This is a genomic window from Rhizobium indigoferae (assembly GCF_034554815.1).
GTDB lineage: Bacteria > Pseudomonadota > Alphaproteobacteria > Rhizobiales > Rhizobiaceae > Rhizobium > Rhizobium leguminosarum.
On sequence record NZ_CP140635.1, the window covers coordinates 3,581,600 to 3,596,325 of the forward strand.

The following is a 14,726-nucleotide window of genomic DNA, read 5'->3' on the forward strand; positions in this document are numbered from 1 at the left end:
ATAAATGTCCGCCGTGCGCTAACGCGGTTACGATCTCGGCGAAATGGCGGAGATGGGGGGCATGCGTCCGGGTTATCGCAATCCGCAGAAGAAATCGGTGCTGTTCGGGGCGCCGGGTTTGGTCATCGGCGCGCTCGCGTTTGGTGGAGCCGGCGGCTGGACCGCGAGCGACTTGCTGGCCTCATGGAGCGCTTCAGGCGGCTCGGGACAATCATGCAAGATCAAGGGCAACGTCAGCATCGCCACCGGCGAGCGCATCTTCCATGTGCCGGGGCAGCGACGCTACGCAGAGACGAAGATCAGCCCCCGGTATGGAGAACGGTGGTTCTGCTCGGAATTTGAAGCTTGGGCGGCCGGCTGGCGGAAATCGAAATCCTGAGGCTTATTCTCACCGTTATTGCAGATCGGACAACTTGCTGGTGATCCTGAACTTAAGTCCAATGCCCGGATCGAAAGTGACGTCGTCAACCTCGAACATTGCGACATAGCCTTCTCGTGTGAATCCCGACAGCATCCCTTGTGCGTCGCGGTGAACGGTGTCGTTGGTGAGAATCACCTTTTTCTCATGTTGAATTGCCTGGACGTATTTATGAATTTTGGCGAGGCTCGGACCATTCTCTACTGGATCAAACGGATCGTGGTAGTGGGGCCATTTCAGCCAATGATTATGCACGCATGGCAGCGCTATCCCATCGACTGTGGCAAACCATGATCCCCGTTGGCCAAGGGCCTTTTTGCTCATCGAAAAACCTCCCAGTTGTCACAGTTGGGTAGCGCTCTTCTGGTCCCATCGTCAAATCTGATCGGAGAAAAAATTCGGGACCCTACATCTAGTCGGGTCGCATCCTGTGCATGGCATATTTTGATACCGCCTTGACGCAATGTTCGTCCGATGGCACAATGTTCTCATGAATCAGAACGAGCTAAAAAATGCGATGTCCGCCCTTGGCCTCTCGGCAGCCTCTCTGTCGAAACTCCTAGACGTAACACCGCGCGCTATCAGCATGTGGCTTACCGGCGAGCGAAGCATTCCTGGTCCAGCCGAAGCATACATCAACCTCTTTTCGAAGCTCTCGCCCTCCCAACAGGAGCTCGAAATACAAAAATCCGAAGTGGAAAAATTGACGATGAAAGATGGTCTCTATCAGCTTGAGTTTGCCGGCCGTAATGGCTCCGGTTACGGTGTTTTGATTTTTGACAATGGGCGCGTTTACGGATCTGACATCGGCCATGGCAAATGGGATGGTTCGTACACGATGAACCCGATCACAAAGAGCGCCGAAATTGAGCTCACGGTGCAGATGCCTGCCGGCAGTGAGAGCGTGCTCGGTCCTGCCCAGCCCTTCAGTTGGAATGTCGACGTCAAGGCGACGATGAACCCGAGCCTCGACGTTGGTTACATTGACGCGCAGACGAACCTTGGTCCGGCCAAGGCGAAATACACCTACATGCGTTCGCTGCCGGAATAAGACACGGGCGATCGACGAAGAAGAGGCGGCCAAGGCCGCCTCTTTGTATTTATTTTATGGATCAATATCTTACGTCGAGTGCGCTGCGCCGATGCTGACACAGAGATTTTCCCAGAGGTTGATGAAAATCACGGGAGCTCCGCGCGCCTCCGGCTACACACTCCATGTCGCATTCATGTCGCGCGGAGCCGCCGCCATGAGATTGCGACCGTTGAAAATAAAAGGAAATTTGGCGTAGGTCGCAGGACATAATACCAGCCATTAGCGAGAGCGATCTGGCTCATAATCCATTGATTTCTTTTGGAATTGACTGGTAGCGGAGGAGGGATTTGAACCCCCGACACAAGGATTATGATTCCTCTGCTCTGACCTACTGAGCTACTCCGCCACTGGTCAACGATACCCGCTCGCGAAGCGATGCCGGTTCGTGGGATGAGCGGCTTATAAGGTGCGCTTCGGCTTTGTGTCAAGCGCATGATCGAGAAAAACGGTGGGCTTTGCCGGCCGTCGTTATCTATGGGTTTCAGGCGGCGACCGGGCTGGCCAAGAGAGCCTTCAGGCAAGCTTCCGCCGAAGGTTCGCGCTCCGAGCGTTCGATAAAACCGCCGCCGAAGACGCGGGCGTTGTCGCCGGGGGCGGAATAAAGCGCGCAGGCCTGGCCGGGCGCGATGCCCGCCTCGCCGACCGTCAGATCGACATAGGTGCCCGTTGCATCGACATGCAGCACGGCGGGTGCCGGCGCCCGTGTCGAGCGGACCTTGGCGTAGCAGGCAAAGCCCTTGCCGGAGGCGGCTTCCGCAAGCGTCTCGTCGCCCAGCCAGTTGACGTCGCGCAGGTAGACGCGGTGCGTTTCCAGCGCCTCCTTCGGTCCGACGATGACGCGGCGCGAGCGGGCGTCGAGAAAGACGACGTAGAGCGGCTCGCCGGTGGCGATGCCGATGCCGCGGCGCTGGCCGATCGTGAAGTGCAGAATGCCCTCATGGGTGCCGAGCACGCGGCCGTCGAGATGGACGATCTCGCCGGCGAGCGCCGCATTCGGCTTCAGCTTGGTGATGACGTCCGAATATTTGCCCTGCGGCACGAAGCAGATGTCCTGGCTGTCGGCCTTCTTGGCAACGACGAGGCCCATCTCTTCGGCGAGCCTGCGGGTCTCGGCCTTCGGCAGGCCGCCCAGGGGAAAGCGGAGATAATCGATCTGTTCCTGCGTCGTGGCGAAGAGGAAATAGCTCTGGTCGCGGTCGGCATCGGCAGGGCGGAAAAGCGCGCGGCGGCCGGGATTTTCGGGCGAAGGGTTCGGTCCCGAGCGGATATAGTGGCCGGTCGCCAGTGCATCGGCACCGAGCTCCTTGGCGGTCGCCAGAAGATCGGCGAATTTGACGGTCTGGTTGCAGGAAACGCAAGGGATCGGCGTTTCGCCCGCCACGTAGCTTTCGGCGAAGGGGTTGATCACGGTCTCGCGAAATCGCTTTTCATAATCGAGCACGTAATGCGGGATGCCGAGTGTTTCGCAAACGCGGCGCGCATCGTCGATATCCTGGCCGGCGCAGCAGGAGCCGGCGCGGTGAACAGCGGCGCCATGATCGTAAAGCTGCAGCGTAATGCCGAGCACGTCGTAACCCTGCTGTTTGAGAAGGCCAGCGACAACGGATGAATCGACGCCGCCCGACATGGCGACGACGACACGGGTCTCTTCCGGCTTCTTGTCAAAATCCAGTGTGTTCAACGATGGTGCCAATTCTGCGCGGTCACGATCCGCCCTTGCGCTGCAATTGCGGCGGATTGCTGATCTCCGGCGGGATCGGCCGCCGTCTCTCGATGAGGCACCGATATAGAAAGGATTGTCCTTGGGCGCAAGGGGCAGCCTTCGGGCACCGATATTTCGCATTCCCGCGTAAAGAGAAGGCGCAGCCAAAACCGCGCCTTGGAAGCGGGGGGTGCGGCTCAGGTGCCGATCAGCTTGTTGCAGGCGAATGCAATGCCCGGATTGGCGATGATGGCGGTTACGAGCGCCAGTCCGATCATCGAGAATGAAAAGCGTTTCATAAACATCCTCCTTTCAGCCCACGACAATTATGCGGCTTCGCCCACCTTTCTCAAAATGACGAATGCTTGATGGCATCCGGCGGCACGCATTTCCCCGGACGCCACTCCCAGCTGTCGCTTAAACGACTCTAACTGCGTGACGAAGCCGTCTTCAGAGCGCGGCCGTGGATCAGCGCCTCTGCCTCGTGCTGCGGCATCGGCCGGCCGAGCAGATAACCCTGCACCTCACTGAAACCTTCAGCGCGCAGCTTCTGCAACTGCTCTTCCGTCTCGATCCCTTCGGCCAGCGTCGTCGCGTTGAAGCCGGAACCGATGCCGACGACGGCGCGCACGATGGCGAGATTGCCGGCATCCGTCTCAATGCCCGAAACGAAGCTACGGTCGAGCTTGATCTTGTCGAAGGGGAAGGACCTGAGATAGCTCAGCGACGAATAACCGGTGCCGAAATCGTCGATGGCGATGCGAACACCGAGCTCCTTCAATGCGCGCAGCCGCGGCAGGCTTTGGTCGGCATCGGTCAGGAATACGGACTCGGTGATTTCGATTTCAAGCCGGTCGGCATTGAGGCCCGTCTCGTCGAGCGCCGCGACCACGGTCGAAAGCAGGCTCACATGCCGAAACTGGCTGACGGAGAGATTAACGGCGATCCTCAGATGCGCGGGCCAGCCGGCGGCCGCGCGGCAGGCTTCCCGGATCACCCAGTCGCCGATCGGCACGATGAGGCCGGTCTCCTCGGCGAGCGGAATGAATTCCATCGGCGCCACCAGCCCACGCTTGGGATGGCGCCAGCGGATCAGCGCCTCGAAGCCGCCGATGCCGTCATTATCGAGCTGCACGATCGGCTGGTAGTGCAGTTCGAACTGGCGCTTCTCCAGCGCCTCCCACAGTTCGGCGGTCATCACGTGCCGGCGCTCGGCGGCAAGCCGCATCTCCGCCTCGTAGAAGCGATAGGTCGACCGCCCGCTCTCCTTGGCGGCATAGAGCGCCAGATCCGCATGCCGCATCAGCACGTCCGCGTCGCCGGCATGATCCGGTGCCAAGGCGATGCCGATGCTGCAGGTGACATGCTCCCGGGCGCCGTCGAGATCGAAGGCACGGCTCAGCGCCTTGAGCAGCCGTTGCGCAAAACGCCCGGCCCGCTCCGGCTCGTCGAGCTCCAGTACGACGGCGAATTCGTCGCCGCCGAGGCGGGCGACGAGATCGCCCTCCTCCGCCAGCTGCAGCAGCCGCTCCGATACTTGGCAAAGCAGCGCGTCGCCGGCGGCATGTCCCTTGCTGTCGTTGATATGCTTGAAGTGATCGACGTCGATATAAAGCAATGCGATCGGGCTGTCGGCGGTCGCCTCGACCGCCCGCCGGTTGATGTGCTTGGAAAATGCCGCCCGGTTCGGCAGGCCGGTGAGCGGATCATGCATGGCGAGATGGGCAAGCTTTGCCTCGACGGCGCGCTCCTCCGTCACGTCCTGCGAGATGCCGAGCAGATAACGCGGCGCTTGGCCCTCCGGCGTCGGCAGGGCGCGCTTGACGGTGCGCAGGAGGCGCGGCACACCATCTGCGCGCAGCATGCTCTCCTCGAAGCTGATCGCCGTATTGGCTTCGAAGGCCCGGCGATCCTGCTCGCGGAAGGCGTCTGTCTGACTGGGGGGAAACAGCGCCCGGTCGGTTCGGCCGACCACGTGCTCCGCCCTCATGCCCACAATGTCGCCGCAGGCCTCGTTGAAGAGAACGTAAAGCCCGTCCGCTTCCATGTCCTTGACGAAGACGCCGACCGGGAGGTTGTCGACGATGCTGTCGAGAAGCGAGCGCGTATCGCTGATCTGGCGTCTGGCGGCATTGACCTCGGTGCGGTCCTGCACGATCGCCAGGATTGCCGATCGGCCCTCGAAACGCACTTCTCGGCCATAGGTCAGCACTTCGAAGGTCTCGCCGCTCGCCTTGAGGTGAACCCAACGCTCCGCCTTTTCCATGTCGGTACGGCCGCTGACGGCGTCGACCATCCGTTCCCGCTCATGCTCAGGGCGGATATCCAGAACCGTCATGCGCCGGTATTCGTCCGCGCCGTAGCCGTAAAGTGCTGCCGCCGCCTCGTTGACGATAAGAAAGCGCAGCGATGCCGGATCATAGACCCACATCGGCGACGGATGCGTTGCAAACAATGACCGGAAGTCGTCGTTTAATGCTTCGGTCTGCTCGGTCTTCTGCAAGGGGGCCATGGAAATTCGCGTGCGGTTGATGCCGATGCCAGGGATATACCGAGAAAAGTTAAATAAAATCAGAATCATACTTAGGGTTAAACTTTAGGCTTCCGCCTTCAGAATGTGCAAAGCGGCGGCCTGCTGTCACGATCTCGGCTCTCGATAAAATAATTTTGGCGTCCTGGAACAATTCCGTCGATCGTGCGTTGCGGGTGATCGATGTCGCATTCGAAATGCTGAGGAGGGTTTCATGGGCAGGTTCGGCACGACGACGGATTACAGCAGAATCAGACATTGGATCGAGGCGCGCGGAGGCCATCCCGCCCGAATCAAGAACGCACCGGACAGCGAAACCGTCCGCGTCGATTTTTCCTCGGAACCGGAAGAGATTTCCTGGGACGAATTCTTTCAGGGCCTCGACGGCAGCAGGCTCGCCTTCCTTCACCGCACGAAGGCTGAAGACGATGTCGCCCGTTTCGGCAAAATCCTCCGCCGGAAACGCCGGCACCACTAATGCATGTCGCCCAAAAGTGTGCATCGGTTTTGGGACCACGACATGCATCAAAAAAAGATTTAAAGCGCGACGCGCTTTAAGATTCATCGGTTCCTGACACGAAAAAACCCGGCGCCGTTTCCAGCGCCGGGTTTTTCATTTCCTCGGGAGGAAAAACTCAGTCGATATTGAAGGTCAGCGGCTTTGCCTGGCGAACCGCCTGGTGGGCGGTCAACTCAGCAAGCACGGCGTCATCAACCTTACCGTCGACATAGAGCAGTGCTATGGCGTCGCCGCCCTGCTTGTCACGGCCGAGCTGGAAGTTGGCGATGTTGACGCCGGCAGCACCAAGCGTCGTGCCGATGAAGCCGATCATGCCGGGAACGTCGGTATTGGTGATGTAAATCATGTGCGAGCCGACATCGGCATCGAGGTTGATACCCTTGATCTGGATGAAGCGCGGCTTGCCGTCCGAAAACACCGTGCCGGCGACCGAGCGCGTCATGCTTTCGGTCGTGACCGTCAGCTTGATGTAGCCGTCGAAGACGCCGGTTTTGTCGCGCTTGACCTCGGAAAGCACGATGCCCTTTTCCTTGATCATGATCGGCGCCGAAACCATGTTGACGTCGGCGACCTGCGGACGGATGAGGCCGGCGAGAACAGCACTTGTCAGCGCCCGCGTGTTCATGTTGGCGGTGATGCCGTCATAGAGGATTTCGATTTCCTTGATCGGCTCTTCGGTGACCTGGCCGACGAAGGCGCCGAGAACATCGGCAAGGCGGATGAAGGGCTTCAGGATCGGCGCTTCCTCGGCCGTGATCGACGGCATGTTGATGGCGTTGGAGACTGCACCATTGACGAGGTAGTCCGCCATCTGTTCGGCCACCTGCAAAGCGACGTTCTCCTGCGCCTCGGTCGTCGAGGCACCGAGATGCGGCGTGCAGACGACGTTCGGCAGGCCGAAGAGCGGGCTTTCCTTGGCGGGCTCGACCTCGAACACGTCGAAGGCGGCACCCGCGACATGGCCCGACTTGATTGCTTCGGCAAGCGCTGCCTCATCGACCAGGCCACCGCGGGCGCAGTTGATGATGCGCACGCCGGGCTTGGTCTTTGCCAGCGCTTCCTTGTTGAGGATGCCGCGCGTCTTGTCGGTCATCGGCACATGCAGCGTGATGAAATCGGCCCTGGCGAAAAGCTCTTCAAGTTCGACTTTGGTGACGCCCATCTCCTCGGCGCGCTCCTTGGACAGGAACGGATCGTAAGCGACGACGTGCATCTTGAGGCCGATGGCGCGGGCACAGACGATCGAGCCGATATTGCCGGCGCCGATGACGCCGAGCGTCTTGCCGGTGATCTCGACGCCCATGAACTTCGACTTCTCCCACTTGCCGGCCTGCGTCGAGGTATCGGCTGCCGGAAGCTGGCGGGCGACGGCGAACATCAGCGCGATCGCGTGTTCGGCTGTCGTGATCGAGTTGCCGAAGGGCGTGTTCATGACGATGATCCCGCGGCGCGAGGCGGCCGGGATATCGACATTGTCGACGCCGATGCCGGCACGGCCGACGACCTTGAGGTTCGTCGCCCCCTCGATGATCTTTTCCGTCACCTTGGTGGCAGAGCGGATGGCCAGGCCATCATACTTGCCGATGACTTCGAGCAGACGGTCTTTGTCCTTGCCGAGCTGCGGTTCGAAATCGACTTCGACGCCGCGGTCGCGGAAGATCTGGACGGCGGTTTCCGACAATTCGTCGGATACGAGAACGCGAGGTGCCATAAGGGCCTCCTTCAAAAGTGTTCAGCGATGAATGAATCAGGAATGCTGGGCTCCGCCCTATGGCGGAGCCGGATGCGATCACCTCAGGCGGCAGCCTGATTAAGCTGCGCCTTCTGCGTCTCGAAGGCCCAGGAAAGCCAGGGCATCAGCTTCTGCATGTCGGATGCCTCGATCGTGGCGCCGGCCCAGATGCGCAGGCCGGACGGCGCGTCGCGGTAATGGCCGACGTCATAGGCGACACCTTCCTTTTCCAGGAGGCCGACCAGACCCTTGGCGAAATTCGCCTGGCCGTCGTCATCGAGGGCTGCGATGTCCTTGTCGACGATCTTCAGGCAAACGGAGGTGTTGGAGGCCGTTTCCGCCTTGACGGCGAGATTGGCGATCCAGTCGTTTGCCGCAACGAAATCGTGGATGACCTTGGCATTGGCATCGGCACGCGCGATCAGCCCCTTGAGGCCGCCGAGTTGCTTGGCCCAGACAAGCGCATCGATATAGTCCTCGACGCAGAGCATCGACGGCGTGTTGATCGTCTCGCCCTGGAAGATGCCTTCCGTCAGCTTGCCGCCCGAGGTCATGCGGAAGATTTTCGGCAGCGGCCAGGCCGGCGTGTAGGTGACCAGACGCTCGACGGCGCGCGGCGAAAGAATGATGACGCCGTGCGCACCCTCGCCGCCCAGAACCTTCTGCCAGGAGAAGGTGACGACATCGAGCTTGGCGAAATCGAGTTCCTGTGCGAAAGCCGCCGAAGTGGCGTCGCAGATCGTCAGGCCCTTGCGGTCGGCCGGGATGAAATCGGCATTCGGAACGCGCACGCCCGAGGTTGTGCCGTTCCAGGTGAAGACGACGTCGCGGTCGAAATCGACGGCGGAGAGATCGGGAAGCTCGCCGTAACCGGCTTCGAGCTTGCGCACATCCTTGAGCTTCAGCTGCTTGACGACATCGGTGACCCAGCCGGCGCCGAAGCTTTCCCAGGCGAGCATGTCGACGCCACGTTCGCCGAGCAGCGACCAGAGCGCCATTTCGACGGCCCCGGTGTCGGACGCCGGAACGATGCCGATGCGGTAATCCGCCGGCACTTCAAGAATTTCACGGGTAAGGTCGATGGCCTGCTTGAGCTTGGCCTTGCCGACCTTCGCGCGGTGCGAACGGCCAAGGGCCGCGTCGGAAAGGGCTTCGAGCGACCAACCGGGGCGCTTCGAGCAAGGGCCAGAAGAGAAATGGGTATTGTGCGGACGGATGTCCGGCTTTGCGGTCTTCGCCATGATGCTATCCTCTCAGATAGAAAGCCCTTCGTTGGGGAAGGGTGTCCCGCCGCCGTGTGTATGGATCCGACACGTCATAGTCAAGATCGAAGTGTCGCGGGCGGAACATATTTTGACGCAGGGCGGTAGGGCGGCCACAATGCAAAAAGCCGCCCGGTTGGGGGCGGCTTCTGGTGTCAGGCGATCAAATTTACTTGTAGACAGGCTGCTGCAGCGGGATTTCCGGCGGTGGTTCATAGCTCGCCTGGGCGCAGCCGCCGAAGAGATAACGGGCGCCGACGCGAGCTTCGTGGGCGCTGAGACCCTTGTCGCGGCCCGGGCCGCCATTTTCGGCATAGCCGAACATGTTGCCGCCATCGATATGCAGGTAACGGTAGCCGACATCGGCCTTGATGTTGCAGGTCACGTCGATCGAAGCGCCGGCCATGAGGGCGTAGGTGAAGCGCCAGTTGCCCTTGCCGCCGTGGGTGACCTGGTCGTCGCAGAAGCTGCCGTCATCGGCGCAGGCGACGTTGCGCAGGTTCTTCCATTTCACATAGGAACCACCGATACCGGCGCCGACATAAGGCGTGACGTAGCCGTAGGTGCCGAGATCGACATAGGCGTTGGCGAGCAGCGTATAGGCTGTCAGCGAGGAGCGGTCGCTCGAGGTGCAGTCCACCAGAGGAAAGCCGCACTGCCCGACTGTCGAGCCCTTGAAATCCGCCTGGGTGAGATAGTCGAAGGTCAGATCGGTGCGCAGATAGCTGTTGATCTGATAACCGACACCGCCGCCGATGGTCCATGCATCATCCAGATCGGCGTCGTCGAAATCGACTTCCGTTGCGTTGCTGCCCTGGAAATAGCGGGCGCCGCGCAGATCGGTGAAGGCATAGCCGACATCGCCGCGCAGGTACCAGCCGGTCGCTTCGGTGACCGTCACCTCAGGCGGCTGCTCCGGGATAGGCTCGGCAGGGGCGAGGTCCGCGGAATAGGCGTTTGTCGCGATCAACAATGCGGCGAAGATGCCGGACAAGCTTCTTTTCATGGATCCCACTCCAAAATCCGTTGCGTCGGCAGGCTCAGTCGCTGCCAATCTGGTACGCTTCGTATGGATAATGAATGGGAAACGTTAAAAGCTGCTTAACTATAAATAGGAAGAAACGTTAAGAGAAAGATTGGCAGCAAGTTCCTCGACATGGTGAAGGTCGGCCGAAGGCTGGCAGCCGCCGCACTTGCCGAAGACCGCCAGCTGCAACGCCATGAAGTCCGCTGCTGTCAAATGGTTAAGTCGGTTTCCTTCGCCGTCAGATGGATCGGCTGCTCCACTCGGCGAATCCTGCTGTTACTTCCATTGCGTCGCGTTTTCGGCGGCGCAGCCGTACGGTGGCAAGGAGGTGCCAAAGGTCGTTTTCAGCTGAGCACAGCCCCAGGCATTGATCGGGCCTGGCATGGCATTGTTGAGCGTGATGCCGATTTCATCGTAAGGGCTGTCGGTGTTGCTGATGTAGCGATACCACCGGAAACCAGTAAAGACGACGAATGCGAGAGCGATCGTCAGCAGCAGGCGCACCAATTTTTTCATGATATTTCCTTTGAATGCAAACGCCGCCGTGTAGCATCCGCGTGTGGCGGTTGACAGCGCTGTCGCCAAAGATATCGGCAGACTTCCGCGGACGCCGCCTCAGTGTTCACCGCGCCCGACATGGTGCAGTTGCCGACGCTTGCTCCCTACCGGAAGCCAAGCTGGCAATTCATTGACATGTTGTCTTCGGAAGGGCGGAAACGGTTTCGGCGGGAAGTCCATCCGGAGTGGATCTTCGAACCGAAGGCGCCAACAGCGAAAAAGCCGGCACCTACGTACCGGCTTTTGAAATTTCGTCCCTAAAAAATCAGGCGGCGGTCCGGACGTTCGAGATCGTGCCGATCAGCTCGTTGACGATGCGCTCGATCTGGGCGCGGTCGTCGCCCTCGGCCATGACGCGGATCAGCGGCTCGGTGCCCGAAGGGCGGATGACGAGGCGGCCGTTCCTGGCCAGTTCGGCTTCGGCATCGGCGATCGCCTTCTGCACCTGGATATCCTCCAGCGGCTTGCCGCCACTGATGCGGACATTGCGCAGGAGCTGCGGCACCGGCTCGAAGCGACGGCAGACCTCGCTGACGGTCCGGCCGGTGCGCTTGACCGCGGCCAGGATCTGCAGCGCCGCGACGAGACCGTCGCCGGTCGTGCCGTAATCCGAAAGCACGATATGGCCGGACTGCTCGCCGCCGACATTGTAATTGTGCTGGCGCATATGCTCGACGACGTAGCGGTCGCCGACCCGCGTGCGGGCAAGCGCCATGCCGCGCTCGTCGAGGAAGCGTTCGAGGCCGAGATTGGACATGACGGTGGCGACGATACCGTTGCCGCGCAGTTGCAGGCTCTCGGCCCAGCTCTCGGCGATAACGGCCATCAGCTGGTCGCCGTCGACGATCGAGCCGTTTTCATCGACGATGATGACGCGGTCGGCATCGCCATCGAGCGCTATGCCGATATCGGCGCGCACCTCGTCGACCTTCTTCTGCAGCGCGACGGGGCTGGTGGAGCCGCAATTGAGATTGATGTTGGTGCCGTTCGGCTCGTTGCCGATGGTGACGACCTCGGCGCCGAGCTCCCAGAGCACGGCGGGTGCCACCTTGTAGGCAGCACCATTGGCGCAATCGATCGCGATCCTCAGACCCTGCAGCGTCACGTCGCGCGGCAGCGTGCGCTTGGCATGTTCGATATAGCGGTCATGCACCCCGTCGACGCGCTTGGCGCGGCCGATATCATCGGATTTGGCAAGCTGCGCATTCAGATCCTTTTCGAGCAGATCCTCGATCTCGGCCTCGATGTCGTCGGAAAGCTTGTAGCCATCGGGACCGAAGAGCTTGATGCCGTTATCCTCGTAAGGATTGTGCGACGCCGAGATCATCACGCCGAGATCGGCGCGCAGCGAGCGCGTCAGCATGGCAACAGCTGGTGTCGGGATCGGGCCGAGAATGAAGGCGTCGAGGCCGGCAGCCGTGAAGCCCGCGACCATGGCGTTCTCAAGCATATAGCCGGAAAGGCGCGTATCCTTGCCGATAACGACGCGATGGCGATGGTTGCCACGGCGGAAGATCGTGCCGGCGGCAATGCCGACCCGCATGGCGAGATCCGGCGTCATCGGAAAGACGTTGGATTGGCCACGAATGCCGTCCGTACCGAAATAGCGTCTTTTCATCTGCACTCCTGCGCTTTCCGCGCGCCATTCAAGGCAGCGCACCGTTCCAAGCGAATCCGGCTTCAGTGGAACGTCGTCAATCCACGAGCGTGATTCATGCTTGCCTCAATTCAGCGGAATGCCACAAAATGCGGCGATCAGCACGTAAATTAGCAAGAAAAATGATTATATCCCGTTACCAATAGAAAAGGCCGGATCCCCCACTTCGGAAATCCGGCCTTGTTCGGATTGGTGCCGCTGTTCAATGCGGCTGCGGTTCGAGGCCGCCTTCGGGCTCGTCACCCTTGGTGGCAGGCCGTGCGCCGGCCTTCGGAACGGCCGAGCCGCGGCTCGGCGGCGAATCATCACCGAGATCGCGAGAAGGCTTTTCACCGCGGATCAGCGCCTTGATCTCTTCGCCGGTCAGCGTCTCGTATTCGAGCAGACCTTCGGCAAGAGCGACGAATTCGTCGTGCTTTTCCGTCAGGATCGTGCGGGCCTGGGTATAGGCTTCGTCGATCAGGCGGCGCACTTCGTTGTCGATCTTCTGCGCGGTTGCTTCCGAAACATTCTTTGACTGCGAAACCGAATGGCCGAGGAAGACCTCCTGCTGGTTCTCGCCATAGGCGACCTGACCGAGCTGATCGGAGAAGCCCCACTGCGTGACCATCGCGCGGGCAAGTTTGGTCGCCTGCTCGATGTCGGAAGAGGCACCCGACGTGATGTTCTCTTTGCCGAAGGTGAGCTCCTCGGCAACGCGGCCGCCCATCATGATGCAAAGACGCGAGACCATCCACTTGTAGCTCATCGAGTAGCGATCGCCCTCGGGAAGCTGCATGACCATGCCGAGCGCACGGCCGCGCGGAATGATCGTCGCCTTGTGCAGTGGATCGGCGACGGCGACATTGAGCGCGGTGATGGCGTGACCGGCCTCATGGTAAGCGGTGAGCTTCTTTTCCGCCTCGGTCATCGCCGAAGAACGGCGCTCGGCGCCCATCATGATCTTATCTTTGGCGTCTTCGAATTCCTGCATGGTGACGACGCGCTTATTGCGGCGGGCGGCCATCAGGGCGGCTTCGTTGACAAGGTTCATCAGGTCGGCGCCGGAGAAACCGGGCGTGCCGCGGGCGAGAATCTTGAGATCGACATTCGGCGCCAGCGGAACGTTGCGCGCATGCACCTTGAGGATACGCTCGCGGCCGACGATGTCGGGGTTCGGAACGACGACCTGACGGTCGAAACGGCCGGGACGCAGCAGCGCAGGATCGAGCACGTCGGGGCGGTTGGTGGCGGCGATCAGGATCACGCCTTCATTCGCCTCGAAGCCGTCCATTTCGACCAGCAGTTGGTTCAGCGTCTGCTCGCGTTCGTCATTGCCGCCGCCGAGACCGGCGCCGCGATGGCGGCCGACGGCATCGATTTCGTCGATGAAGATGATGCAGGGCGCGTTCTTCTTCGCCTGCTCGAACATATCGCGCACGCGGCTTGCGCCGACGCCGACGAACATTTCGACGAAGTCGGAGCCCGAAATGGTGAAGAAGGGCACATTGGCTTCGCCGGCGACCGAGCGGGCGAGCAGCGTCTTGCCGGTGCCCGGAGGGCCGACGAGCAGCACGCCGCGCGGGATCTTGCCGCCAAGACGCTGGAACTTCTGCGGATCACGCAGGAATTCGACGATTTCCTCGAGATCCTGCTTGGCCTCGTCGACACCGGCGACGTCTTCGAAAGTCACGCGGCCATGCGCTTCAGTCAAAAGCTTGGCCTTGGACTTGCCGAAGCCCATCGCGCCGCGTGAGCCGCCTTGCATCTGCCGCATGAAGAACAGCCAGACGCCGAGAATCAGAAGCATCGGCAAAAGCGTGCCGAGATAGCTGAGGAAACCCGAAGAGCCGTCCGTTTCAGGACGGGCGGAAACCAGGACATTCTTCGACTGCAGGCGATCGAGCAGACTGTCGTCGATCACAGGTGAATAGGTCTGGAAGGTGGTGCCATTTTCAACATAGCTTCCGGAGAGACGGTTGCCCGTGACCACGACATCCTTCACGCGGCCCGCATCGACCTCACGCAGAAACTGCGAATAAGGGATTTCGCGGGAGCCCGTCTGCGCCGGCGCCGTCTGAAACATACTGAAAAGGGCGATCAGCAGAAGCGCTATGATCGCCCACAAGGCGAAATTACGTAAGTTAGGGTTCATTGAACTCCCCAGCATGGAACAGCCGCCTCATGGCGACCGTCTTATTCGTTTCTAACATAGGGTTGCGCCGTGCCGTTGCCAAGGCGATCCCCC

General features: G+C 60.7%; 12 protein-coding genes and 1 tRNA gene. 3 read left to right on the top strand and 10 right to left on the bottom strand.

Annotated features, from left to right (window positions below):
- The first annotated feature begins 61 nt into the window (after positions 1 to 61).
- Positions 62 to 379, top strand: a complete 318-nt coding sequence (locus tag U5G49_RS17830) for a sunset domain-containing protein (RefSeq protein WP_193444249.1) — start codon at positions 62 to 64, stop codon at positions 377 to 379.
- A gap of 15 nt (positions 380 to 394) precedes the next feature.
- Here the strand turns inward: U5G49_RS17830 and U5G49_RS17835 are convergent, their stop codons facing one another.
- Positions 395 to 742, bottom strand: a complete 348-nt coding sequence (locus U5G49_RS17835) for a hypothetical protein (RefSeq protein ID WP_193444250.1) — start codon at positions 740 to 742, stop codon at positions 395 to 397.
- 166 nt (positions 743 to 908) lie between these two features.
- Here U5G49_RS17835 and U5G49_RS17840 point away from each other — a divergent pair, with 166 nt between their 5' ends.
- Positions 909 to 1,469 carry a GrlR family regulatory protein gene (locus tag U5G49_RS17840; RefSeq protein WP_170961413.1) on the top strand — a complete coding sequence of 187 codons (561 nt, stop codon included), beginning with the start codon at positions 909 to 911 and terminating at the stop codon, positions 1,467 to 1,469.
- 311 nt (positions 1,470 to 1,780) lie between these two features.
- Here U5G49_RS17840 and U5G49_RS17845 read toward each other — a convergent pair.
- From U5G49_RS17845 to U5G49_RS17855, 3 genes are all read right to left on the bottom strand, one after another.
- Positions 1,781 to 1,857: transfer RNA gene (locus tag U5G49_RS17845), tRNA-Met, on the bottom strand.
- A gap of 135 nt (positions 1,858 to 1,992) precedes the next feature.
- On the bottom strand, positions 1,993 to 3,192 hold the full coding sequence (gene mnmA / locus U5G49_RS17850) for a tRNA 2-thiouridine(34) synthase MnmA (RefSeq protein ID WP_047622668.1): 1,200 nt from the start codon (positions 3,190 to 3,192) through the stop codon (positions 1,993 to 1,995).
- A gap of 448 nt (positions 3,193 to 3,640) precedes the next feature.
- On the bottom strand, positions 3,641 to 5,794 hold the full coding sequence (locus tag U5G49_RS17855) for a putative bifunctional diguanylate cyclase/phosphodiesterase (protein WP_193444251.1): 2,154 nt from the start codon (positions 5,792 to 5,794) through the stop codon (positions 3,641 to 3,643).
- A 163-nt stretch (positions 5,795 to 5,957) separates the two neighbouring features.
- Between U5G49_RS17855 and U5G49_RS17860 the strand changes: the two genes are divergently transcribed.
- Positions 5,958 to 6,221 (top strand): hypothetical protein, encoded by a 264-nt coding sequence (locus U5G49_RS17860; protein ID WP_018068984.1) that lies wholly within the window; start codon positions 5,958 to 5,960, stop codon positions 6,219 to 6,221.
- A gap of 157 nt (positions 6,222 to 6,378) precedes the next feature.
- On the opposite strand, the gene serA is transcribed toward U5G49_RS17860, so the two are convergent.
- The 6 genes from serA to ftsH form a co-directional block, all read right to left on the bottom strand.
- Entirely contained in the window at positions 6,379 to 7,974 is a 1,596-nt protein-coding gene (gene serA, locus U5G49_RS17865) for a phosphoglycerate dehydrogenase (RefSeq protein ID WP_003542699.1), read from the bottom strand.
- An 83-nt stretch (positions 7,975 to 8,057) separates the two neighbouring features.
- The gene (locus tag U5G49_RS17870) at positions 8,058 to 9,236 is read right to left on the bottom strand and encodes a phosphoserine transaminase (RefSeq protein ID WP_047622671.1); all 1,179 of its coding nucleotides are present in this window, start codon (positions 9,234 to 9,236) and stop codon (positions 8,058 to 8,060) included.
- A 190-nt stretch (positions 9,237 to 9,426) separates the two neighbouring features.
- The gene (locus U5G49_RS17875) at positions 9,427 to 10,263 is read right to left on the bottom strand and encodes an outer membrane protein (protein WP_032980655.1); all 837 of its coding nucleotides are present in this window, start codon (positions 10,261 to 10,263) and stop codon (positions 9,427 to 9,429) included.
- A gap of 297 nt (positions 10,264 to 10,560) precedes the next feature.
- A complete protein-coding gene (locus tag U5G49_RS17880; RefSeq protein WP_018243432.1) occupies positions 10,561 to 10,800 on the bottom strand; it encodes a hypothetical protein in 240 nt (79 codons plus the stop codon).
- 307 nt (positions 10,801 to 11,107) lie between these two features.
- Positions 11,108 to 12,460: a phosphoglucosamine mutase gene (gene glmM, locus U5G49_RS17885; protein ID WP_193444252.1), complete on the bottom strand. Its 1,353-nt coding sequence runs from the start codon at positions 12,458 to 12,460 to the stop codon at positions 11,108 to 11,110.
- A gap of 241 nt (positions 12,461 to 12,701) precedes the next feature.
- On the bottom strand, positions 12,702 to 14,633 hold the full coding sequence (gene ftsH, locus U5G49_RS17890) for an ATP-dependent zinc metalloprotease FtsH (RefSeq protein WP_017989342.1): 1,932 nt from the start codon (positions 14,631 to 14,633) through the stop codon (positions 12,702 to 12,704).
- Positions 14,634 to 14,726 lie beyond the last annotated feature (93 nt).

What these genes read in the sequence shown, in the direction of transcription:
- U5G49_RS17830 (WP_193444249.1), top strand. Translation starts at nt 62, where the DNA reads ATGCGTCCGGGTTATCGCAATCCGCAGAAGAAATCGGTGCTGTTCGGG.
- U5G49_RS17835 (WP_193444250.1), bottom strand. Translation starts at nt 742, where the DNA reads ATGAGCAAAAAGGCCCTTGGCCAACGGGGATCATGGTTTGCCACAGTC.
- U5G49_RS17840 (WP_170961413.1), top strand. Translation starts at nt 909, where the DNA reads ATGAATCAGAACGAGCTAAAAAATGCGATGTCCGCCCTTGGCCTCTCG.
- U5G49_RS17855 (WP_193444251.1), bottom strand. Translation starts at nt 5,794, where the DNA reads ATGATTCTGATTTTATTTAACTTTTCTCGGTATATCCCTGGCATCGGC.
- U5G49_RS17860 (WP_018068984.1), top strand. Translation starts at nt 5,958, where the DNA reads ATGGGCAGGTTCGGCACGACGACGGATTACAGCAGAATCAGACATTGG.
- serA (WP_003542699.1), bottom strand. Translation starts at nt 7,974, where the DNA reads ATGGCACCTCGCGTTCTCGTATCCGACGAATTGTCGGAAACCGCCGTC.
- U5G49_RS17870 (WP_047622671.1), bottom strand. Translation starts at nt 9,236, where the DNA reads ATGGCGAAGACCGCAAAGCCGGACATCCGTCCGCACAATACCCATTTC.
- U5G49_RS17875 (WP_032980655.1), bottom strand. Translation starts at nt 10,263, where the DNA reads ATGAAAAGAAGCTTGTCCGGCATCTTCGCCGCATTGTTGATCGCGACA.
- U5G49_RS17880 (WP_018243432.1), bottom strand. Translation starts at nt 10,800, where the DNA reads ATGAAAAAATTGGTGCGCCTGCTGCTGACGATCGCTCTCGCATTCGTC.
- glmM (WP_193444252.1), bottom strand. Translation starts at nt 12,460, where the DNA reads ATGAAAAGACGCTATTTCGGTACGGACGGCATTCGTGGCCAATCCAAC.
- ftsH (WP_017989342.1), bottom strand. Translation starts at nt 14,633, where the DNA reads ATGAACCCTAACTTACGTAATTTCGCCTTGTGGGCGATCATAGCGCTT.